Origin of the sequence: Pseudoalteromonas sp. S1609, from assembly GCF_005887255.1 — a bacterium.
Classification (GTDB): Bacteria; Pseudomonadota; Gammaproteobacteria; order Enterobacterales; family Alteromonadaceae; genus Pseudoalteromonas.
Map to the genome: position 1 here is coordinate 21,651 of NZ_PNDJ01000035.1, position 21,948 is coordinate 43,598.

Consider the following 21,948-nt stretch of genomic DNA (forward strand, 5'->3'; position numbering starts at 1 on the left):
AACATGGAAAAAATACTTATCGTTGATGATAATCCTGCAATTTTAGATGCACTATCATTATTGCTAGAGATTCACGACTATAAAGTGGTTACTGCTAATAGCCCATTTGAAGCTATTCAAATTGTGCAATATCAGCGTATTGCACTTGTGCTTCAAGATATGAACTTTAGTAACGATACAACCTCGGGAGAAGAGGGAAAATTGCTCTTTTATCAACTCAGAGAGCTTAATCCCCATCTACCGATTATTCTCATCACTGCATGGACTGAGCTTGAAACGGCCGTTGAACTTGTCAAAGCCGGTGCGGCTGATTATTTACCAAAACCATGGGATGATGCCAAGCTTATTACCTGTGTTAATAATCTAATTGAACTAGGAAAGACAAAAAAACAAAACCAAACCTTGTTGCGCCACCAGCAAGAGCGTGATGCATCTATAGAAAATGCTAATTTAGTAGGTTTAATTTATCGCAGTACGGCCATGGAGCAATTAGTTAAAATGGCATTACAAGTCGCCAAATCTGATGTCTCAGTATTAATAACAGGCCCAAATGGCAGTGGTAAAGAGCGCATAGCACAAATTATTCAAGCAAACTCACCTCGCCAAAATGCTGCGTTTATTACGGTCAATGCAGGTGCCCTTCCCCATCAACTAATAGAAGCAGAATTATTTGGTGCAGAAGCAGGTGCTTTTACTGGGATCACAAAACAAAGGATTGGTCGATTTGAAGCGGCTGATGGTGGCACATTATTTTTAGATGAAATAGGTAATCTCCCTTTATCAGGACAAATGAAGCTCTTACGGATTTTACAAACGGGAGAATTCGAGCGCTTAGGTTCAACCCAGACCCGAAAAGTTAATGTCCGTGTAATATCAGCGACCAATGAAAACCTAACAAATGCAATCAGCAAAGGACAGTTTAGAGAAGACTTATACTACCGCTTAAATGTAATTGAACTTAACTTACCAAGTCTTAACCAACGACCGGATGACATACTTCCCCTTATTCGTCATTTTTTAGTAGAGCGTGAGCTGGATTTACAATGCGAAAACCTACTTTTAGCCCATTCATGGCCCGGTAATGTTCGTGAACTTGAAAATGCATGTAAACGAGTCAGTGTGCTTAAACCCAGCGGTGAGATAAGCATCGATGACTTTGGTTTAACTCCTATTACGCCTCAAACACTGACTCAAAAAATAGAGCCTAACAAACAACAAATTGAAGATGCCATGCGTTTACATAAAGGGGTGATTGCCAAAGTAGCACGTGAGTTTGGCCTTAGCAGACAAGCACTCTACCGTCGCCTTGATAAGTTTGAGATTGCCTACTAATGGTTAAATCAAGATACCGCTTTTCTTTAACTTCTAAAGTGATTTTAGTGTGTGTATTTTCCTCTGTTATCCCTGTTTTTATCTGTTGTTGGCTGTTGGATGTTGACGTTATAAAAACAGCACTGAGTGTTATTTTCACAGCCGCGCTAAGTAGTTTATTGGCTCATCGACTCAGTAGTAAACTGGTCCAAGGTATTACTTCATTAGAAACTGGCTTATTAAATTTTAAGGATGGGGAACTATCAACTTTACTGGCCTATAACCATAATGATGAATTAGGTCATTTGTGTCAGCTTTACAATCAAACTGCAAAGCAATTAAGACAAGAAAAGCAATGGGTTTACCAACGAGAGTTGATGCTTGATAAGGTATTACAAAACGCCCCTCAAGCTGTATTATTGGTAAATGATAATGATTTTATTGTTTATAGTAATCACAGTGCGAGAGATTTTTTTAATGCAAGTACAGCCCTTGAAGGCGAAAAAATCTCATCATTATTGTCTAAAGCCCCACAGCAAATAATTAATGCTGTTAATAAAGGCGTAGATGGTTTATTTATTCTCGATAAAGCAGAACAAGAACCGCAAACATGGCATCTTTCAATGGGTCGCTTATTGCTTAACAACCAACACCACAGGTTGTTTGTATTTAAACAATTGACCCGCGAGTTGAGCCGCCAAGAAGTTGAAGTTTGGAAAAAGGTTATTCGGATCATTAGCCATGAACTCAATAACTCACTAGGTCCTATGTCATCCATGTTACATAGTGCACAGCTGTTAACGAAGAAAGTGGATGAACCTCGTTTACAACGCGTTTTCACTACCATTGAAGAGCGGATAAAGCATTTAAACGAGTTCGTTCAAGGCTATGGAAAGTTTGCTAAACTACCACCACCTAAAATAACAACGGTTGATTGGCATTCATTACTCGAACAATTACAAAGCCAATGGCAATTTAATTGCGACCTTCAAAAAGGCATCACCACACGAGCCGATCAAACCCAAATAGAACAATTGCTCATTAACCTGTTGAAAAACGCACATGAATCAGAGTCGCTAGCAGAGCATATTAGTTTAAAAATAACACAAGATAGCCTTGGCACTCATATTAACGTGAGCGATCAAGGAAAAGGTATGAGTGAAACAGTTATGGCTAGTGCGCTTATCCCTTTTTATTCTACCAAGGCAGCTGGAAGTGGTTTAGGGTTGGCACTGTGTCGAGAAATTGTTGAAGCCCATCATGGGCAAATTAGCCTGCATAATCGTGAAATCGGCGGGATCAGTGTTTTTGTTAGTCTACCCTGAGAACTACTTATTTAAGAATGAAAACTTGCTCAATTTAGGGGCAATTCAATCGCGCTCTGAAGCATGTGACCTAGTCAGCTTCGTAAAAACGAGTAAAGCTGCCTTCTCACTCCTTACTTTTAGCGTATAAGCAACAAGAGTAAATAATTTATAGACATAAAAAAAGCTGCAAATTGCAGCTTTTTTTTACCTAAACGCTTATTCAGCGTCTGCAGGTTTATGCTTTGCAGCTGTTTCTGCGATCAGTGGTTGTAATTCACCACGTTGAAACATTTCAATGATAATGTCACAGCCACCAATTAACTCACCTTCAACCCAAAGTTGTGGGAAAGTAGGCCAGTTAGCATACGCAGGAAGCTCTGCACGAATGTCTGGATTAAGTAAAATATCTACATAAGCAAACGGTTCACCACACGACATTAACGCTTGTGATGCTTGTGAAGAAAAACCACAATTAGGCAGTTTTGGTGATCCTTTCATGTATAAGATGATTGGGTTTTCAGCAATTTGCTGTTTAATTTTATCGATGGTTTCCATTTACAACCTCAAAATGACGATAGCGAACACATTAGGCCTTGAAAAAGTTTCACTGTGGCCTCAGATATATAGATTAAAATAGGCAATTAAAGCCTCAATCTTAAATAGCTTTAGCAAGAGCATTGCTGTTTGCTAAAACTTGAGTAAAATACTCAACAATTATAGTAACACTATATTCCTGTTTGGTATAGATAAGTGCCCTGTTTGCGCAGGCATTACGTATTACTAAATAGACTATCAACCAAAAGAAGATGGAGATAAAAAATGGCATTTGAACTACCGTCACTACCGTATGCAATTGATGCACTTGAGCCACATATTTCACAAGAAACGCTAGAGTTTCACCATGGTAAACACCACAACACTTATGTGACTAAACTTAACGGTTTAATCCCAGGCACTGAGTTTGAAGGTAAGTCACTTGAAGAAATCGTATGTTCTTCAGAAGGCGGTGTATTTAATAACGCTGCTCAAATCTGGAACCACACTTTCTACTGGAACAGCCTATCTCCAAATGGCGGTGGCGCTCCAACAGGTGCAATTGCTGATGCAATTAACGCCAAATGGGGCTCATTTGACGCATTTAAAGACGCGTTAAATGATAAAGCAGTAAATAACTTTGGTTCAAGCTGGACTTGGTTAGTTAAACTGGCTGATGGTTCACTAGACATCGTTAATACATCTAACGCTGCTACACCACTAACAGATGCAGGTGTTACTCCAATCCTAACAGTGGATTTATGGGAACACGCATACTACATTGATTACCGTAACGTGCGTCCAGATTACCTTAAAGGTTTCTGGTCACTAGTTAACTGGGAATTCGCGAACGCTAACTTCGCATAATTAGTTTAATACTAGTTTTAAAAAGACGCTTAGGCGTCTTTTTTTATGCCTACAATTTGCATTAATTGCGTTTATACGTAGGTTGTTTTATAAAAGCGCATCTTGATCATTTTTCATATAAATTTTTAATTTTATTGCACAAAAAATGAAATTCGTGACTAGACTTTAAATAGTGAATACATCTTCAAAGTAGGTTTCGGAGGTCATTATGACTATTTTTGATCACTACCAAGCACGTTATGAATCAACACAAGAAGAAGAGTACAGTGTTGCTGAATTCCTCGAAATTTGTAAAACCGATAAGTCTGCTTATGCCAGTGCACCTGAAAGGTTACTGATGGCCATTGGCGAGCCTAAAATGGTAGATACTGCTACCGATACTCGCCTAAGTCGCTTATTTTCAAATCGTGTTGTTGCACGTTACCCAGCATTTGCTGACTTTTATGGCATGGAAGACGCTATTGAACAAATTGTGTCTTATCTAAAACATGCAGCACAAGGCTTAGAGGAGTGTAAACAAGTACTTTATTTACTCGGCCCTGTGGGTGGTGGTAAGTCATCAATTGCCGAAAAATTAAAGTATTTAATGCAACAAGTGCCTATCTACTCCATTAAAGGCTCACCAGTTAATGACCATCCGCTGGCATTATTTGACCCCATTGAAGATGCAAACCTGCTCGAAAAAGAATATGGAATTAAGTCACGCTACCTTAAAACAGTGATGTCGCCATGGACCGCAAAACGCTTACAAGAATTTAATGGTGATATTAGCCAATTTAGAGTGGTTAAACGCTTCCCATCAATTTTAAATCAAGTAGCGATTGCTAAAACAGAGCCCGGCGATGAAAACAACCAAGATATTTCGGCTCTTGTAGGTAAAGTAGATATCCGCCAGCTTGAACACTTTGCGCAAAATGATCCTGATGCGTACGCTTATTCAGGCGCATTATGTTTAGCTAACCAAGGCTTAATGGAGTTTGTGGAAATGTTCAAAGCACCGATAAAAGTGCTACACCCGCTTTTAACAGCCACACAAGAAGGCAACTATAACGGCACAGAAGGCATAAGCGCCCTGCCATTTAACGGTATGATACTCGCCCACTCCAACGAGTCAGAATGGCAAACCTTTAAAAACAATAAAAACAACGAAGCTTTTTTAGACCGTGTTTATATTGTTAAAGTCCCATATTGCTTAAGAGTGACCGAAGAAATTAAAATTTACGATAAGCTGATTGAACACAGTGAGCTTTATAATGCTCCATGTGCGCCAGGAACACTTAAAATTTTAGCTCAATTTACCACTCTCTCGCGCTTAAAAGAGCCAGAAAACTCTAGCATTTACTCTAAAATGCGGGTCTACGATGGTGAAACACTCAAAGATACCGATCCAAAAGCTAAGTCATACCAAGAATATCGTGATTACGCTGGTGTCGATGAGGGCATGAACGGTCTTTCAACTCGTTTTGCGTTTAAAATTTTATCTCGCGTATTCAACTTTGATACCACCGAAGTGGCCGCCAACCCAGTACATTTGTTTTATGTACTTGAGCAACAAATTGAACGAGAACAATTTAGTGCCGAGGTTGAAGAGCGTTATTTAAGCTTTTTAAAAGGCTATTTAATTCCACAATATGTTGAGTTTATTGGTAAAGAGCTGCAAACCGCCTATCTAGAATCGTACTCGGAATACGGACAAAATATTTTTGACCGCTACGTTATTTATGCTGATTTTTGGATTCAAGATCAAGAATATCGCGACCCTGATACAGGGCAATTGTTTGACCGTGATGCGCTTAATGCTGAGCTCGAAAAAATTGAGAAACCGGCAGGTATTTCAAATCCTAAAGATTTCAGAAATGAAATTGTTAACTTTGTACTACGTGCTCGCGCTCACAATAATGGCAAGAATCCGCTATGGACGAGTTATGAGAAACTACGCACTGTTATTGAGAAAAAAATGTTCTCAAACACCGAAGACTTACTCCCTGTCATTTCATTCAATGCTAAAACATCGGCTGAGGATCAGCAAAAGCATGAGGACTTTGTTAACCGTATGGTTGAAAAAGGCTACACGCAAAAACAAGTGCGTTTGCTATCTGAGTGGTATTTACGGGTTAGAAAATCGCAATAACCTTCATAATTGCAGTTTTTAGGAGGTCATTATGGCGCATTTTATCGACAGGCGTTTAAATGGCAAAAACAAAAGCACAGTTAACCGCCAGCGTTTTATTAGGCGTTATAAAAAGCAGATAAAAGAAGCGGTGTCTGATGCGATAAATAAACGCAGCGTCACCGACTCTAGCTCTGGAGAGAGTATATCTATTCCACAGCGTGATATTAGTGAACCTACTTTTCATCAAGGTAGAGGCGGTAATAGAGAGCAAATACATCCAGGGAACGATCAGTTCTCTACTGGTGATAAAATTGAGCGACCTAAAGGTGGACAAGGCGGTGGCGCGGGCGAAGGTGAAGCGAGTGATTCTGGCGAAGGCCAAGATGATTTTGTTTTCTCAATTTCTAAAGATGAATATCTTGATTTGTTATTTGAAGATTTAGAACTCCCTAATTTACAAGAAAACCAGCTCGATAAGCTCGTACAAATGAAAACCCATCGCGCTGGGTTTTGCAGCGACGGTATGCCCAGTAATATTGACGTAGTGCGCTCATTACAAGGCTCTTTAGCTCGTAGAATTGCAATGACCGCAGGAAAAAAGCGCCGCCTTAGTGAACTTGAAGGTCAACTCGCGCTACTGCTTGAACAACCACACTGCGACAAAGCCGCTGTGACATTGTTGCAACAAGAAATCGACATTCTAAAGCAGCAAATTAAATCGGTACCCTTTATTGATAACTACGATTTGCGTTTTCGTAACTACAATAAACAACCACACCCAACCAGCAAAGCAGTAATGTTTTGTATAATGGATGTATCCGGTTCAATGGATCAAGCCACCAAAGACATGGCAAAACGCTTTTATATTTTGCTTTATCAGTTTTTAACTCGCAGCTATAAAGACATTGAGGTTGTGTATATTCGTCATCATACTCAAGCTAAAGAAGTTGATGAACAAGAGTTTTTTTACTCCCAAGAAACAGGCGGTACTATCGTTTCAAGTGCGCTAAAGCTAATGAATGAAATAATAGCAGAGCGCTATAATGCTGATGAATGGAATATATACGCAGCACAAGCCTCTGATGGTGATAACTGGGCAGATGATACCCCGCAATGTGGGCATATTTTACGTAACAAACTGTTAAGCGCAGTGCGATATTTTGCCTATATAGAAATTACTACCCGCGCCCACCAAAGTCTATGGCGCGAGTACCAAAGCATTAGCCAAACTCACAGTAATTTTGCCATCCAACATATTCAAGGTGTTGAAGACATTTACCCTATATTTAGGGAGCTATTTAAAAAAGGCCGTCAACAGCAAGGGGCTGCATAGCCAAAGCGAGGTAGCAATATGAATAACGAGCGAATCAGTGATGGGCCCGATTGGACCTTTGAGTTACTTCAGCAATATCAAGATGAAATTGCACGTGTTGCTGAGCATTATAAACTAGACACATACCCTAACCAAATTGAAGTGATCACTGCTGAGCAAATGATGGATGCTTACTCCAGTGTAGGCATGCCTATTGGCTATACTCACTGGTCTTACGGTAAAAAGTTTATCCAAACAGAACAAAATTATAAACGAGGTCAAATGGGCCTTGCATATGAAATTGTGATTAACTCCAATCCATGTATAGCTTATTTAATGGAAGAAAATACTCTGCCGATGCAGGCATTGGTTATGGCACATGCGTGTTACGGGCATAACTCTTTTTTTAAGGGGAATTATTTATTTAAAACATGGACTGATGCCGGTTCTATAATTGACTATTTATTGTTTGCTAAAAATTATATTAGCCGCTGTGAAGAGAAATACGGTATTTCTGAAGTAGAAAGCATACTCGACTCTTGCCATGCGTTAATGAGTTATGGTGTTGACAGGTATAAACGTCCGCAGCGTATTTCGTTATTTGAAGAACAAAAACGCCAGCAAGAACGGGCTGAGTACTTACAATCACAAGTTAATGAACTATGGCGTACCATTCCCTCTCAGCAGCAAGAATCGAAAAAGCCTGAGCGCCACTTTCCGCAAGAGCCGCAGGAAAACATTCTGTATTTTATTGAAAAAAATGCTCCTTTACTTGAGCCATGGCAACGAGAAATCGTGCGTATTGTGAGAAAAATATCGCAGTACTTTTATCCGCAAAAACAAACACAGGTTATGAATGAAGGTTGGGCCACTTTTTGGCACTACACTATTTTGAACCACTTATATGATGAGGGAAAACTAACCGACTCATTTATGTTAGAGTTTTTACAAAGCCATACAAATGTTGTGTATCAACCCCCTTATAATAGCGATTATTACTCAGGTATTAACCCCTATGCGCTGGGTTTTAATATGATGGTAGATATACGCCGAATTTGTGAAAACCCGACAGAAGAAGATAAACGCTGGTTTCCTGAACATGCTGGTAGTGACTGGCTTGAAACTCTTCACTTTGCAATGCAAAACTTTAAAGATGAAAGTTTTATTAGCCAATTTTTATCACCTAAACTAATTAGAGACTTTAAATTGTTCACTATCGTCGACCACACCAGCAACCCACATTTAGAAATAGGCGCTATTCATGACGATAATGGCTACAAAGCGGTTAGAGAGGCACTTTCTGCACAATATAACCTTAGTAATCATGAACCTAACATACAAGTTTACGATGTAGACTTACGTGGCGATCGCTCATTAACCTTGCGATATATTCCTCACAACGCCATTCCACTGGCCAACTCCCATGAGGAGGTATTAAAACACCTTTACAGACTATGGGGCTTTAGGGTAAAACTTGAACAGGAGTCAAATTCTGGTGATATTTCAACCATTGGTCAATGCCCAATGGATGATTCACGCCATACAACAGAGTAAAAAAATGCAGAGCGAACCGATTGTGAGTTTTATGCAAGTTACACTGTCTATATTTCTCCAATATTAAGAGATTTAGGCTTGGCTTTTTCTGAGGAACACCTCGTTAATGCGTTTGAGAAACGACCACAATAGCAGCAGGCCCTTATAACTGATAATAACTTACGCGATAAGCTTCATATTAAAGCGGGGGTTACCCGAGGAGGTGATCTCAAGCTTAGCGGCTAAGATTAATGCTGATTTAGTGATTATAGGCTCTGTAGGAAATGTAGGGATTAAAGCTAAGCTCATTGGTAATACTGCAGAAAAAATAATGCGTTTACTCAAAACTGATTTACTTATTTTACCTCCCAATTAAAAAATGATGCTTACGCATCATTTTTTATATCAGCATATACCGACACTTTATTTCGACCGGTTTCTTTTGAATGGTAAAGTGCTTTATCGGCAGCTTCAATCCAACGCTCATGATCTTTAAATTCGTTGTCAAAGCATGCAATACCCACACTAATGGCCATATGCATAGTGTGCTCTTTGTATTTCGCTGGTGAGGTTTCGATTAATTGGCGTAAACGCTCAGCAAATACGATAGCCCCTTGTTTATCGGTATCTAATAAAGTAACAACAAACTCTTCACCGCCGTATCGCCCAGCAATATCAGTTTCACGCAATGCAGTTTTAAGTAAACTCGCTATATGACGAAGAGCTTCATCTCCCGCACTATGACCAAAGTCATCGTTTACCTTTTTAAAGTGATCAATATCAAAAATTAATAACGAGCAGCAACCTTCACTGCGCTTAGTACGTAAAAATTCTTGATGTAACAAATGCTCCCAATGTCCTCGGTTTGCAAGCTGGGTAAGACTATCTGTTTGGCTTACTTGCTCTAATTTTTTGTTTAACTCTTCAAGCTCTTTTTTGTTAACTGCAATATCTGTTACATCGTAGATAATAATACAAATATGCTCAACTTCGCCTCGTACATTCGTAAGTGGAATAAACGTGGCGTTTTGATACATATAATCAGCTTTACCTGTTATCGGCCGATAATTTTTAAAACGAAAAATATACGGCTGCTGTTCCCAGATAGTAAATGAGCGATTTTTTAATACAAACACTGACTCAGCTTTACTTCTAAACCATTTTTCATCTATGGCTGGGAATAGATCAAACAAGTCTTTATCTTTTACTGCACTAGGTAATAACCCAGAATGGTTTTCCATAAAACCATTCCAAACGCACACCTTGTAGTCTCTATCAAGCACCACAAGGCCTACATCAACAGTATTGAACATGTCCATTAACCAATGGATTTCATTTAAATCTAAATCAGCTGGCATAAATATTTAATCTTCCAGTAGATAAGCAACTTTATATTTCAAAGTTTTAAGTGAATCTTCAGTAAAGAGCAACATTAAATCACAACTAATATCATGATTTTCAATACCGTAACTAATTTCTATGGCAAGTGTTCGTTGCCAACGCGACTTATTAGACTGAACAAGTTCAGAAACATCACGATGCTGGCCCAATACAATGGGGTGGCCTTGACTAAAGGTCATATCGAGCTGTTTGGACAAGCCTGTTAATATAGCGCCAATTAAGATGTTACTCACATCCATTATCAACTCTAACTCCACCTTGTCGTTTAATTCACCTTCGTAATTCATTAGTGAGGCTATTTCTTTAAAACTAGAATCATTTAAAAGTAATAACGCCTCACCAGATACCCCGCCGCCTATAAAGCCTTGGCAAATACCTGATGTAGTGTCATTGGTATCAACAGAGCTTAAGGCCATGTTAAGCTCACTGACTTCTAAAACATTAACATTAGGAATGGGTAACTTAACAAATACATTAAGCAGTCTTGCGAGTAGATCCCCAGCTTGGCCCATAGCGACATTAGTCAACTCTTGATATATATCACGAACATCAGGGTCAACTTGTTCACCTAAAGAATGAGATAAGCGTTCACGCAGTGCTCTATCTCGTATACCATGGTGCTCTATAATGGCAGCGAGCTTTTCGGGGGAACATGGTTTTTGAATAAAATCGATGGCGCCAAGCTCAAGTACACGCTGATGTGCGCTAGGTTGAATATCGCCCGATACCACCACAGTAAGTACGTCTAGCCCCTGATCTTTCATTGCTGCCAGTACGCCATAACCGTCCATCTCTGGCATATTTAAATCAAGAAAAAGAATTTCAGGTTGGGCTTTGGTTATTTGTTTTATGCAGTCTACACCGTCACATGCAAATTCAATTTTAATATCCCAATCATCGGGCAAGGAGCGAGCTAACTGGCGTCGTGCTAATTTTGAATCATCACATATTAAAACCGATGTTGACATACAATCTCACTATTTTAAAACGGGGTGCAATTTTAAGCGTTTAGAACAAGCCACAGGTACATAAAAAAACAATACCTATTTCCTATACGTATATAGTAATCAATGTATCGCCTATTTACAATTTTAGGCAAAAATAAAGCTATGGATTATTCTGCTTGGTAACTTATCTACATTATAATACACTCACAATTATTACGTTAATTTAAAAGGAAAAAATTCCATGCGTCGTACATTAGCTTTTGCATTAAGCCTATTTTGCTGTGCAAGTTTTGCCGCAGATTTACCCGAAAACAAACTCGATGCAGGAAGAGTAACCGCACAAGGTAAGCCAGTGACCTTATTAGGGAAAGGCCTTACTGTCGGTGAAGATGCCCCTAATTTTAAAGTAGTTGATGAGCGTTTCACTGCAGTTACATTAGAAAATTATAAAGGCCAAGCTGTATTAATTAGTGTTGTACCGAGCTTAGATACCGGTATTTGTAGCTTACAAACTAAGCACTTTAATGAAAAAGTCGCCCAACAATTTCCAGGCGTGGCCATGCTCACCATTAGTGCCGATTTACCGTTTGCGCAAAAACGTTTTTGCAAGGCCGAAAATATCGATAAAGTGACGACGCTTTCTGATTCTGTATGGCGTGATTTTGGCCAAAAGTATGGCTTAATAATTAAAGATATGGGCTTACTTACCCGCGCGGTATTTATTTTAGATAAAAGCCATAAAGTTATTTATAAGCAATTAGTTAGTAGTTTATCAACTGAGCCTGAATACGATAGCGTTATTGAAAAGCTTAAAACGCTTTAAGGGTCGAATTTCAAATAATAAAAAACCGCTATAAAGCGGTTTTTTTAATTTTAGATAAAAATTAACCTAAAAGCTCAGCTAGTTGCTTGCTTACTGCTTCAACCGCTTGTGTACCGTCTAGTTTATGGTACTGCGTGTTACCCGATTTCGCTTCTGCTTGGTAGTAGTCAACCAATGGCATTGTTTGCTCATGGTAAATGCCTAAGCGCTTACGAACTGTCTCTTCGGTATCATCTGCACGAATAATAAGTTCTTCACCTGTTTCGTTGTCTTTACCTTCCTCTTTTGGTGGATTGTAAACAACATGGTAAACGCGACCAGAACCTGGATGAACACGACGTCCGCCCATACGCTCAACAATAACTTCATCAGCAACATCAAATTCAATAACGTGATCAACCACTACGCCATTTTCTTTCATCGCATCTGCTTGTGGAATTGTACGTGGGAAACCATCGAGTAAGAAGCCTTTCTCACAATCTGGTTTTGCAATACGCTCTTTAACAAGGCCAATAATAATATCGTCTGAAATAAGCTGACCTGCGTCCATTACTTTTTTTGCTTCTAGGCCAAGTGGTGTGCCCTCTTTAATTGCAGCTCGTAGCATATCACCGGTAGAAATTTGTGGAATACCGTATCTATCCATTAAAAACTGAGCTTGAGTACCTTTACCTGCACCCGGTGCGCCCAAAAGAATAATGCGCATATCATTGTCCCCTAATATGAGAGTTTATTTTAAAGTCTGAATTCTTCCATAAGCGCTGCAGATACTCAAGTAACTTATACTAATTGTCTATACAGCAGCGCATAAAAAAGGGAACAAACGTTCCCTTTTGACTCAATCATTGATTTTTAATACTTATTTGCTTAAATCAAGCATAAGTTTATTTAAGCGAGTTACAAATCCAGTCGGATCTTTAAGCGTACCGCGCTCTGCAAGTAAGGCTTGGTCTAGTAGTACATGTGACCACTGTGCAAACTTATCTTCGTCTTGCTCATCATTTAAGTGCTTAACCAGTTGGTGCTCTGGGTTTAATTCAAACACAGGCTTAGCCTCTGGAACAGCTTGACCTACTGACTCCATTAGCTTTTGCATTTGCGAGCTCATGTCGTTGTCATCGCTCACTACACACGCTGGTGAGTCAGTTAAGCGGTGAGTGAAGCGTACATCTTTAACATCATCACCTAATGCAGTTTTAATGCGCTCAACTAAACCTGCAACTTCTTTTTCAGACTCTTCTTGTGCTTTTTTAGTTTCTTCGTCATCTAATTTACCTAAGTCTAAATCACCACGGGTAATTGACTGAAATTGCTTTTCGCCAAATTCCGTTAAATGGCTCATCATCCACTCATCTACACGATCGCTTAGCAATAATACTTCAATGCCTTTTTTACGGAAGATTTCTAAGTGTGGTGAATTTTTAGCAGCAATAAATGAGTCAGCAACCACATAGTAAATTTTATCTTGGCTGTCCTTCATGCGCTCAATGTATTGCTCAAGTGAAACATCTTGAGTTTCTGAGTCGGTGTGCGTTGATGAAAAGCGAAGTAATTTAGCAATGCTTTCTTTGTTGGCCGCATCTTCAGCTGGGCCTTCTTTCATTACCTGACCAAATTCATTCCAAAATGTTTGGTAATCATCGGCTTTGTTTTTAGCCATACGCTCAAGCATTTTAATAATACGCGACGTACACCCCTTGCGAATAGCCTGGGTTACTTTGTTGTCTTGTAAAATTTCACGCGATACGTTTAGTGGTAAATCGTTTGAGTCTAATAAGCCTTTAACAAAACGTAAGTAGCTTGGCATAAACTGTTCAGCGTCATCCATAATAAACACGCGTTGAACATAAAGTTTTAAACCACTTTGGCGCTCACGGTTCCATAAATCAAAGGGTGCTTTTTTAGGAATGTATAACAAACTGGTGTATTCAGTTTTACCTTCAACTTTATTGTGTCCCCAGCTAAGCGGATCTTCCCAGTCGTGGCTTACATGCTTATAAAACTCTTTGTATTCGTCCTCAGAGATTTCTGATTTGTCACGTGTCCACAATGCTGTTGCACGGTTAATGCTTTCCCATTCACCAGGAACAGCTGGAATTTTTTCACCATCTTCACCTTCAGACTCAGGTACTTCTGCCTTGTACATCTGTACTGGTGTAGAAATATGATCAGAGTATTTAGTTACGATACTGCGAAGACGCCACTCATCTGCATATTCATTTTCTTCTTCACGAAGATGTAAAATAATGTCTGTACCACGGCCTTCTTTTTCGATTTCTTGTAGCGTGTACTCGCCTTCACCTTTTGACTGCCATTCAACCGCTGTAGTCTCTCCTGCTTTACGAGTACGAACAGTCACTTCATCAGCAACAATAAATGCTGAGTAAAAACCAACACCAAATTGACCAATAAGCTGTGAGTCTTTACTTTGATCGCCCGTTAAGTTTTTGAAAAATTCAGCCGTACCCGACTTAGCAATTGTGCCTAATGAGCTGATCACTTCATCACGCGTCATACCAATACCATTATCAGAAATGGTCACTGTGTTAGCGTCTTTATCTGCGCTTATACGTACGCGTAAATCTGCATCACCTTGATAAAGGTCACCGTTTGAAAGGGCTAAAAAGCGTAGTTTATCGGCTGCGTCAGATGCATTTGATACAAGCTCGCGTAAAAAGATTTCTTTATTTGAATAAAGCGAGTGAATCATTAAGTTTAATAGTTGTTTTACTTCTGTTTGAAAGCCTAATGTTTCTTTTTGTGCTGCAGTCATTTATGTATCTCCAATTTGCAAAGTGTCTGCGTTATGCACTTAATATGGGGTGAGCCGTGAGAAGTTCAAGTAAAAAAAATAAAAAACCCCATTCAAAGACACTTTAAATGGGTTAATCAATTAAAAAGGCGTTATGGCATGCCCGTGCATTGGCTTATCAGTGCATGGATGAACAAAAAATAAATCGCTGGCATGCAATAATAATCGTTGAGCACCCTGCTCACTGCAATCATTTTTATATAAATCACATCCAAGTATAGGGTGGCCAAAAATTAAACTGTGAATTCTAAGTTGATGAGTGCGTCCAGTTATAGGAGTAAAATCAACCAAAGTTTTTTGCTCTTTGTTAAAGCGTTTAACCACTTTAAATTGAGTGCGCGAGGGTTTGCCGCTCTGGTGGCAAATTTTCACTTTCGGAAATAACATTTTATCTTTTGCTATAGGCGCAGTAATTTCTCCCTGAGACTCTGCAACCAATCCAAAGAGCATTGCGCGATATTGCTTTTTAACACTTCGGGATTGGAATTGCTGATTCAGTGCTTTAGCTGCTTGCTCGTTAAGTGCTACCACCATCACTCCGGAGGTACCCAAATCTAAACGGTGGGGTAATATCGCAGTAGGAAACGCTGCGGTAACGCCTTGCTGGCCATTAACAAGCCTATAGTGAACCGAATCCCAGTTAAGAGGGTTTTTACCCGACAAACTCAACAAACCGCTAGGTTTATTGATCAATAAAATATCATCATCTTGATAAATGATTTCTATCTGTTCATGGCAAACAGGTGCGATAAAGTCATCAACAATCACATGAGCACTTTGAGTTATTGCAGCCATACCATCCAATTCTTGTTTATATTGCAATTAAGGCCAATAAAAAAGCCTACAGCATGTATGTAGGCTTTTAAAGTAAGTTCAAATAGTTAAGCTTAAAATAAACTATTCATGGCTGACTAAGCGCCTGCCACTAAATGCATGCATTAAGGTTGTGCCATCGACTAAATCAAGCTCGCCACCCACAGGAATACCATGAGCTATTCGCGATGCACCCACTTTGTATTTATGACAAAGCTGGGCAATATAATGAGCCGTTGTTTCACCTTCAACCGTAGGGTTAGTGGCTAATATAACTTCATTAATACCGCCATGGGCAAGCTTTTGCTCAAGCACGTCTAGCCCAATTTCTTTAGGGCCTATGCCATCAATTGGTGACAAATGTCCCATTAATACAAAATAGAGTCCTTTGTATTGGCCTGTTTGTTCAATCGCTAACACATCTGTAGGCGACTCAACCACACATAAAATGCCGCTGTATTGGCGCTTAGTGCTTAAGCAAATATCACATTGTGCTTGCTCGGTAAACGTGCGGCACGACTGACAATGCCCTACAGCCGTCATCGCTTTTGTTAGCGCATTCCCAAGCTGAGTGCCACCTTTGCGGTCGCGCTCTAATAAATGAAATGCAATACGCTGAGCAGATTTCGGGCCAATACCTGGCTGACAACGAAGTGCTTCTATTAGCGATGTTAAACTATCTGAAAGTTGCATAGTTACTTAGAACGGCATTTTCATACCAGGTGGTAATTGCATACCGCCTGTTACTTTGCCCATGCGCTCTTGAGTTTCTTCAGCAACACGGCGAACAGCATCATTACACGCTGCTGCAAGTAAATCTTCAATCATGTCTTTGTCATCTTCCATTAAGCTTTCATCAAGCTCAACACGACGAACATTGTGGTTACCAAGCATGGTTACTTTCACTAAACCTGCACCGGCTTCACCAACCACTTCCATCGTTGCGATTTCTTCTTGGGCTTTTTGCATGCGCTCTTGCATTTGCTGCGCTTGCTTCATCATGTTACCCATTCCACCTTTAAACATAATCGTCTCTCTTTCTTTTAATACATTAACTGGAGTATAAATAAGGGCACTGGTCGTTAATTACAATGCCTGAATACTGTTTTCGTCAATTTCAGCGCTAAATAGCTGTTGAAATTGTACTATATTTTCATCGCTGGTGATCACATCAATCGCTTGCTGGTGACGACCTGCATCAATTTTTTGTTGAATCAAATAAGGTGAGTCAATCACCCCGCTAGCAAAATCAATATTAAGCTCAACGTTGTGTCCATAAATACTAGATAACGCCACATTTAACTTTTGACGTAACATTGGCGTATCTAAGTGCTTTTGCGATTCATCTACTTCAATATGGAAATGATTGTCTTGTTTGGTAAAAATTGAGTGCAATGCAAACTGGCGCATACGTCCGCCAAGTCCCATACGTTTTATTAAATAGGCCCATTCGTCTTGTTGATGGGCAAATCTAATGTCACTAATTGGGCTTTGAAAATCATCTGGTACGGGAATACTAGGCTCTTGTTCAACAACAGGTGCTGGTTTTTGCGGGTTAATTTGCTCTAATAGCTCCGGTGCTAAATTTTCAGTAATCGTTTGATGCTTTGCTTTAAAGTCAACTTTACTCGCTGGCTTATTTGCTACCTGAGCTCGGCTCCCCTGTACTGGGAGCTGAGGCTTTTTTTGCAGGTCATCGCTCACCTCATTATCCCATGGCGGTGGCTGCTGTGATACAGTTTGTGCTTCATTGCCCTGCGGGCGACTAAATTCGGATTTTGTCGGTGCTGGTTTTTCTTCAGTTGGCTTTTCAATAGCGACACTTGAAAGCTTACCGGCACCCGAAATGTTTCTATCGCGTAAAATACGCGCTATTGCTGACTGTGCTCGCGCTTCTTGCTCACCCACTAGTAACGCAGACTGTTCTGCGTTACTAGTGGCATTTGCTAACTCAGGGTTAAACCCTTGATCAACAGCGCTACTCATTACATCATCGTATTGTGCGGCAATAGTTTGTTCTACATCACTGTGCTGCATGTAGGCATCATCTTCGCTTTGACGCTGCGCTTGTTCATCACTTATTACGGGGGTATCTACAATTTGAGGCTGACTTTGTATCGAACTTTGTTCAAGTTGTGTTTGGCTATAATCAGACTTTGAAACCTCAGGCTCATCGGCTTTTGTTGGCTGCGTATTAGTTGCTAATGGCTGAATTTGAGGAGCATTACTCTGCGCTGGTTTATTTTTATTTAAAATATCACGCAGTGCATTAGCACGCCCTGCACTATTTTGCTCTGGCGCAGCTTGTGAGCTAGGTTCAGGTTGATTGGTTTGCAACTGCGTAGGTTCAAATGCCAATAACCTGAGCATAATCATTTCAAATCCTAAACGAGGCTCAGGTGCCCATTGTAAATCTTTTTTGCCATTGAGTAATAACTGGTAATACACTTGAATTTGTTGGGCATGGGTATGCGCTGCAACATGCTCAATGTAATCGGCGTTATTGCTATCAAGCGCTGCTGCTTCAGGGACTAATTGACTCAATTGAATCACATGCGTTAGTGCAATTAAGTCATCAAGCAGCGCAATGTAATTTGGATTTCGGCTAGCGACTTGAGCAACTTCATTCATCAAAGCTGTGCCATCTTGCGCTAATAATGCCGCAAGTAAACTTTGACTGTAATGGGTGTCCATTAAACCAAGCATGTCTTGTACAGCTTGATTTTTAATATCACCATTAGTTTGAGCAATAGCCTGATCGGTCAAACTTAATGCATCTCGCATACTACCATCGGCCGCTTTGGCAATAATACTTAGCGCATCATTATCGAAGTTAAGCTGCTCATGGGTAAGCACATGCTCAAGCTGTTGCTTAATCTCAGCTTGCGACAATGCATTCAGATTAAACTGTAAACAGCGAGATAAAATAGTCACTGGTAATTTTTGAGGATCAGTGGTTGCGAGCAAAAATTTCACATGCTCAGGCGGCTCTTCAAGCGTTTTTAATAACGCATTAAAGCTGTGCTTTGACAACATGTGTACTTCATCGATTAGATATACTTTGTAACGTCCGCGCGTTGGCGCATATTGAACGTTATCAAGTATCTCACGCGTATCCTCAACCTTAGTGCGTGAGGCCGCATCTATTTCGAGTAAATCAATGTAGCGCCCTGCCTCTATATCAACACAGCTACTACATTGACCACATGGTGTGGCAGATATACCTTCATCACAATTTAAGCTTTTAGCAAAAATACGGGCAATGGTGGTTTTACCAACACCACGGGTTCCAGTGAATAAATAAGCGTGATGCAGTCTATTTTGAGTCAGCGCGTTTACCAGCGCCTGTTTTACATGAGACTGCCCAACCAATTCATGAAAGGTTTGAGGACGCCATTTTCTCGCTAGAACCTGATAACTCATCGATTATTCGCCTTCGAATTCAACCAATTTTAAAATATTGATGCCCATTTTTTCAATACGTTGCTCACCACCAAGCTCTGGAAGTGATACAACAAAGGCAGCATCTGTGGCGTTACCGCCTAATTTTGCAACCAACTTGGCTGTTGCTTCAATTGTACCACCGGTCGCCAACAAGTCGTCAACTAACAAGACTTTATCACCGGCTACAATCGCATCAGTATGAAGCTCTAGTGTATCTTCGCCATATTCGAGTTGGTAATCTTGGCGAATAACTTCGCGCGGTAATTTACCTGGTTTACGAACAGGGATAAAAGGAATTCCCAAAGCATAAGATAGCGGAGCACCAAAAATAAAGCCACGTGATTCAGTGCCGATAATTTTAGTAAAACCTTGGTCTTTATAAGCGTCAATAAATGCATCTATGGTTGCTTTAAACGCTTCAGGGTTTGCCATTAGGGTTGTTACATCGCGAAACATAATGCCCGCTTTAGGATAATCAGCAATTGTAGTAATGCTGTTTTTGATAATTGCTGGTGTTACTTGAGTCATAATTTTAACTGCTCAATGATTAATATTACAAAGCAGGTGATTATAACCTTAAGTGGTCGTAAATTGCGAGTTTGCGATAATTATAAAGTGTCGGGAGAGGGAAATGATAAAAATGTAAGGCTGATGAAAAACAACAGCCTTAAAATAAAACCTGATTAAGTTAAGCTGGTGATCCAACCTAAAATGGCATTTAAACACCCTATTCCAGCAAATACGGCTAAGAATGCAAAAAAGTAAGCCGCATTGAACGGGTCTTTAAAGTCTTTATCATCTGACATGGGTACAACCTTTTATTAAGCACAACAAATAAAGGCGCTATAATAGACGATGTGAAATAATCAATAAAGAGCTTAGTCTTGATTTTTTGTCACTATAATTTGCCGCTGTGCCATAGCTGTTAAGGTACTGAGTGCCCCTTGTGTTATTTGCTCAAGATTAAATTGTGGTGCATTTTCACTAACCTGTTGGCAAACCTGCTCAAACGTACTCCCCGCTTCATTTTCAATAATAGACAGTAGCATGGCGGTCATGGCATTGGTGGCCAAAAATTGCACCTCATCACTCTCATCGCGGTAAACAACAAAGAAATACGGCTGCTCTGAAGGCTGTTGAGGTTGAAACTCTTCACTTATATGTTGCACTGGATAGTCGTAGCTTAAGTTACGCACTGTTTTAGATAAATACAAAGGAGAATGAGTAAGCTTATTAGCGCTTAGAGGGAGCTCACGGGGGTCAGCCTTCATTACAGACACGTCAAGCTCAATCCATTCATAATGAGCTAGCGCCAGCATAAATACCGGATCAGACTCTTTAGGTACATAGCTTGTCATTAAATAGGTAATAAATTCTTCAGCAATATCTAAAAAGTAAGGAGACTGGCAATCATGTTCACTAAAAAATTGACGAACCAGCAATAGCCACTGTTGCTCACTATAGAGTGTTTTTAAAACTGGAAATGCCGATGAAACAAAGCCATTAATATTATTAAAAAACAGATCCCGATAAATGGCCATTCGCCTGTCTTCAATATCGGTTGGACACGGCTGCATATTAGGCTCTCGAATATGGGCCATAAATTCATTTTGTACATCAATAAAACTCATGATAACGACTCTTTTGAAACCCTGAAATAGCAAGTATTTGTTAAATACTAACGGCTAAGCGCTTTGTGCTGTTGATAACAACTTAAGGTGCTTTGCTTGTAATTGATGGATTATATCCAGCTCTTTGGTTAACACGTTAATAGGTGGAATATTAAAATCTCGCTCTAGCAGTGTGGGAAAAACACCATGTGCTTGATATGCGCTATCGAGCAATTGCCAGACAGGGTCAATAACATCTGCGCCATGAGTATCTATAATAAGGTCATCAGCTTCATTGTAGTGACCTGCAACATGGCAATAGGCAATTTTATTGGTTGGTAGCCCACTTAAAAACGCTTGTGCATCATAGCCATGATTAATCGAGTTCACATAAATATTATTAACGTCTAACAACAGCTGGCAATTAGCGTCTTCTAAAATAGCATTGGTAAATTCAAGCTCCGATAGTTGCTGACCAGGGGCACCATAATAAGACACATTTTCGAGCACAAGTGGTCGCTCTAATATATCTTGTACCTGTTTAACCCGAGAAACGACATGTTTGATCGCTTCTTCAGTAAAAGGAATTGGCATTAAGTCATACATATGGCCTTTACCTGAGCAATAGCTTAAATGTTCGCTATAAGCTTTAATATCGTGGTTATCAAAGAAAGATTTTAACGACTTTATAAATTCAATATCAAGCGGCTCAGGCGATCCAATAGAAAGTGACAAACCATGACAAACAAAGTGATTATTATTAGTTAACTGTTTAAATTGCTTTTCAAAGCGCCCACCTAGCTTTAACCAGTTCTCTGGAGCCACTTCCATAAACTCAATTTGTTTTGGTATAGCATGCTCAAGCTCATCTAGCATTTCTCTTCGCAAGCCTAAACCGACCATGCCAAAGTTAGGCGTTTGATTTTGAGCCATAATAAAACCTCATATTAAATAAAAAGGGCCTAATGGCCCTCTCGCTTATCTGAAAAAGAAAAGTTTAGTGGCTACCACCACATTTACCTTCGCCGCACTTGCCTTCTTTTTTGGCCTTAGCATCACCACCACATTTACCTTCGCCGCACTTGCCTTCTCGAGTAGCTAAAGTCTAACCAACAATATAT

Annotated in this window: 21 protein-coding genes and 1 pseudogene; 8 read left to right on the top strand and 14 right to left on the bottom strand. The window is 39.8% G+C overall.

All coding sequences use genetic code 11. From position 1 onward, the window contains the following. Nucleotides 1–3: 3 nt before the first annotated feature. Entirely contained in the window at nt 4–1,332 is a 1,329-nt protein-coding gene (locus tag CWB76_RS10395) for a sigma-54-dependent transcriptional regulator (RefSeq protein WP_138607369.1), read from the top strand. Further along, nucleotides 1,332–2,636: a sensor histidine kinase gene (locus CWB76_RS10400; protein WP_138607371.1), complete on the top strand. Its 1,305-nt coding sequence runs from the start codon at nt 1,332–1,334 to the stop codon at nt 2,634–2,636. The genes CWB76_RS10395 and CWB76_RS10400 overlap by 1 nt, the downstream gene beginning before the upstream one ends. 198 nt (nt 2,637–2,834) lie before the next feature. Here the strand turns inward: CWB76_RS10400 and CWB76_RS10405 are convergent, their stop codons facing one another. Continuing rightward, a complete protein-coding gene (locus CWB76_RS10405) occupies nt 2,835–3,173 on the bottom strand; it encodes a Grx4 family monothiol glutaredoxin (RefSeq protein ID WP_024602947.1) in 339 nt (112 codons plus the stop codon). A 264-nt stretch (nt 3,174–3,437) separates the two neighbouring features. On the opposite strand from CWB76_RS10405, the gene CWB76_RS10410 reads away from it, so the two are divergent. The 5 genes from CWB76_RS10410 to CWB76_RS20280 all read left to right on the top strand — a co-directional run bounded on the left by CWB76_RS10410 (nt 3,438) and on the right by CWB76_RS20280 (nt 9,353). Continuing rightward, nucleotides 3,438–4,019, top strand: a complete 582-nt coding sequence (locus CWB76_RS10410; protein ID WP_010388603.1) for a superoxide dismutase — start codon at nt 3,438–3,440, stop codon at nt 4,017–4,019. 208 nt (nt 4,020–4,227) lie between these two features. Continuing rightward, nucleotides 4,228–6,150, top strand: a complete 1,923-nt coding sequence (locus CWB76_RS10415) for a PrkA family serine protein kinase (RefSeq protein ID WP_138607373.1) — start codon at nt 4,228–4,230, stop codon at nt 6,148–6,150. Between the two features lie 31 nt (nt 6,151–6,181). Then, nucleotides 6,182–7,465, top strand: a complete 1,284-nt coding sequence (locus CWB76_RS10420; protein ID WP_010388601.1) for a YeaH/YhbH family protein — start codon at nt 6,182–6,184, stop codon at nt 7,463–7,465. Nucleotides 7,466–7,483: 18 nt separating this feature from the next. Beyond that, nucleotides 7,484–8,998, top strand: a complete 1,515-nt coding sequence (locus CWB76_RS10425) for a SpoVR family protein (RefSeq protein WP_138607375.1) — start codon at nt 7,484–7,486, stop codon at nt 8,996–8,998. Between the two features lie 202 nt (nt 8,999–9,200). Then, nucleotides 9,201–9,353 (top strand): universal stress protein, encoded by a 153-nt coding sequence (locus CWB76_RS20280; protein WP_249363168.1) that lies wholly within the window; start codon nt 9,201–9,203, stop codon nt 9,351–9,353. A 10-nt stretch (nt 9,354–9,363) separates the two neighbouring features. Here CWB76_RS20280 and CWB76_RS10435 read toward each other — a convergent pair whose 3' ends face one another. Further along, nucleotides 9,364–10,335, bottom strand: coding sequence for a sensor domain-containing diguanylate cyclase (locus CWB76_RS10435; RefSeq protein WP_010388598.1), 972 nt, complete (start codon nt 10,333–10,335; stop codon nt 9,364–9,366). Between the two features lie 6 nt (nt 10,336–10,341). Further along, nucleotides 10,342–11,346 (bottom strand): response regulator, encoded by a 1,005-nt coding sequence (locus tag CWB76_RS10440; RefSeq protein ID WP_138607377.1) that lies wholly within the window; start codon nt 11,344–11,346, stop codon nt 10,342–10,344. A 220-nt stretch (nt 11,347–11,566) separates the two neighbouring features. Between CWB76_RS10440 and tpx the strand changes: the two genes are divergently transcribed. Further along, complete coding sequence (gene tpx, locus CWB76_RS10445) at nt 11,567–12,148, top strand: thiol peroxidase (RefSeq protein ID WP_138607379.1); 582 nt, start codon at nt 11,567–11,569, stop codon at nt 12,146–12,148. Between the two features lie 61 nt (nt 12,149–12,209). Here the strand turns inward: tpx and adk are convergent, their stop codons facing one another. The 11 genes and pseudogenes from adk to CWB76_RS20575 form a co-directional block, all read right to left on the bottom strand. Continuing rightward, a complete protein-coding gene (adk, locus tag CWB76_RS10450) occupies nt 12,210–12,854 on the bottom strand; it encodes an adenylate kinase (protein ID WP_138607381.1) in 645 nt (214 codons plus the stop codon). Between the two features lie 153 nt (nt 12,855–13,007). Then, a complete protein-coding gene (gene htpG / locus CWB76_RS10455) occupies nt 13,008–14,921 on the bottom strand; it encodes a molecular chaperone HtpG (protein ID WP_054201119.1) in 1,914 nt (637 codons plus the stop codon). 120 nt (nt 14,922–15,041) lie between these two features. Then, nucleotides 15,042–15,755: an RluA family pseudouridine synthase gene (locus CWB76_RS10460; protein ID WP_138607383.1), complete on the bottom strand. Its 714-nt coding sequence runs from the start codon at nt 15,753–15,755 to the stop codon at nt 15,042–15,044. A 102-nt stretch (nt 15,756–15,857) separates the two neighbouring features. Further along, entirely contained in the window at nt 15,858–16,466 is a 609-nt protein-coding gene (gene recR, locus CWB76_RS10465) for a recombination mediator RecR (protein WP_138607385.1), read from the bottom strand. A 6-nt stretch (nt 16,467–16,472) separates the two neighbouring features. Then, on the bottom strand, nt 16,473–16,799 hold the full coding sequence (locus CWB76_RS10470; protein ID WP_010388590.1) for a YbaB/EbfC family nucleoid-associated protein: 327 nt from the start codon (nt 16,797–16,799) through the stop codon (nt 16,473–16,475). Between the two features lie 60 nt (nt 16,800–16,859). Beyond that, nucleotides 16,860–19,196 (bottom strand): DNA polymerase III subunit gamma/tau, encoded by a 2,337-nt coding sequence (gene dnaX, locus CWB76_RS10475; protein WP_138607386.1) that lies wholly within the window; start codon nt 19,194–19,196, stop codon nt 16,860–16,862. A gap of 3 nt (nt 19,197–19,199) precedes the next feature. Next, nucleotides 19,200–19,745, bottom strand: a complete 546-nt coding sequence (gene apt / locus CWB76_RS10480) for an adenine phosphoribosyltransferase (protein ID WP_008109316.1) — start codon at nt 19,743–19,745, stop codon at nt 19,200–19,202. Nucleotides 19,746–19,900: 155 nt separating this feature from the next. After that, nucleotides 19,901–20,023: a hypothetical protein gene (locus CWB76_RS20460; protein WP_008109320.1), complete on the bottom strand. Its 123-nt coding sequence runs from the start codon at nt 20,021–20,023 to the stop codon at nt 19,901–19,903. Nucleotides 20,024–20,095: 72 nt separating this feature from the next. Next, complete coding sequence (locus CWB76_RS10485; RefSeq protein WP_138607388.1) at nt 20,096–20,848, bottom strand: HvfC family RiPP maturation protein; 753 nt, start codon at nt 20,846–20,848, stop codon at nt 20,096–20,098. A 54-nt stretch (nt 20,849–20,902) separates the two neighbouring features. Further along, nucleotides 20,903–21,760: an HvfB family MNIO-type RiPP peptide maturase gene (locus CWB76_RS10490; protein ID WP_138607390.1), complete on the bottom strand. Its 858-nt coding sequence runs from the start codon at nt 21,758–21,760 to the stop codon at nt 20,903–20,905. Between the two features lie 64 nt (nt 21,761–21,824). After that, nucleotides 21,825–21,905: pseudogene (locus CWB76_RS20575) on the bottom strand (HvfA family oxazolone/thioamide-modified RiPP metallophore); the annotation flags it as partial. Nucleotides 21,906–21,948: the final 43 nt, after the last annotated feature.

What these genes read in the sequence shown, in the direction of transcription:
- CWB76_RS10395 (WP_138607369.1), top strand. Translation starts at nt 4, where the DNA reads ATGGAAAAAATACTTATCGTTGATGATAATCCTGCAATTTTAGATGCA.
- CWB76_RS10400 (WP_138607371.1), top strand. Translation starts at nt 1,332, where the DNA reads ATGGTTAAATCAAGATACCGCTTTTCTTTAACTTCTAAAGTGATTTTA.
- CWB76_RS10405 (WP_024602947.1), bottom strand. Translation starts at nt 3,173, where the DNA reads ATGGAAACCATCGATAAAATTAAACAGCAAATTGCTGAAAACCCAATC.
- CWB76_RS10410 (WP_010388603.1), top strand. Translation starts at nt 3,438, where the DNA reads ATGGCATTTGAACTACCGTCACTACCGTATGCAATTGATGCACTTGAG.
- CWB76_RS10415 (WP_138607373.1), top strand. Translation starts at nt 4,228, where the DNA reads ATGACTATTTTTGATCACTACCAAGCACGTTATGAATCAACACAAGAA.
- CWB76_RS10420 (WP_010388601.1), top strand. Translation starts at nt 6,182, where the DNA reads ATGGCGCATTTTATCGACAGGCGTTTAAATGGCAAAAACAAAAGCACA.
- CWB76_RS10425 (WP_138607375.1), top strand. Translation starts at nt 7,484, where the DNA reads ATGAATAACGAGCGAATCAGTGATGGGCCCGATTGGACCTTTGAGTTA.
- CWB76_RS10435 (WP_010388598.1), bottom strand. Translation starts at nt 10,335, where the DNA reads ATGCCAGCTGATTTAGATTTAAATGAAATCCATTGGTTAATGGACATG.
- CWB76_RS10440 (WP_138607377.1), bottom strand. Translation starts at nt 11,346, where the DNA reads ATGTCAACATCGGTTTTAATATGTGATGATTCAAAATTAGCACGACGC.
- tpx (WP_138607379.1), top strand. Translation starts at nt 11,567, where the DNA reads ATGCGTCGTACATTAGCTTTTGCATTAAGCCTATTTTGCTGTGCAAGT.
- adk (WP_138607381.1), bottom strand. Translation starts at nt 12,854, where the DNA reads ATGCGCATTATTCTTTTGGGCGCACCGGGTGCAGGTAAAGGTACTCAA.
- htpG (WP_054201119.1), bottom strand. Translation starts at nt 14,921, where the DNA reads ATGACTGCAGCACAAAAAGAAACATTAGGCTTTCAAACAGAAGTAAAA.
- CWB76_RS10460 (WP_138607383.1), bottom strand. Translation starts at nt 15,755, where the DNA reads ATGGCTGCAATAACTCAAAGTGCTCATGTGATTGTTGATGACTTTATC.
- recR (WP_138607385.1), bottom strand. Translation starts at nt 16,466, where the DNA reads ATGCAACTTTCAGATAGTTTAACATCGCTAATAGAAGCACTTCGTTGT.
- CWB76_RS10470 (WP_010388590.1), bottom strand. Translation starts at nt 16,799, where the DNA reads ATGTTTAAAGGTGGAATGGGTAACATGATGAAGCAAGCGCAGCAAATG.
- dnaX (WP_138607386.1), bottom strand. Translation starts at nt 19,196, where the DNA reads ATGAGTTATCAGGTTCTAGCGAGAAAATGGCGTCCTCAAACCTTTCAT.
- apt (WP_008109316.1), bottom strand. Translation starts at nt 19,745, where the DNA reads ATGACTCAAGTAACACCAGCAATTATCAAAAACAGCATTACTACAATT.
- CWB76_RS20460 (WP_008109320.1), bottom strand. Translation starts at nt 20,023, where the DNA reads ATGTCAGATGATAAAGACTTTAAAGACCCGTTCAATGCGGCTTACTTT.
- CWB76_RS10485 (WP_138607388.1), bottom strand. Translation starts at nt 20,848, where the DNA reads ATGAGTTTTATTGATGTACAAAATGAATTTATGGCCCATATTCGAGAG.
- CWB76_RS10490 (WP_138607390.1), bottom strand. Translation starts at nt 21,760, where the DNA reads ATGGCTCAAAATCAAACGCCTAACTTTGGCATGGTCGGTTTAGGCTTG.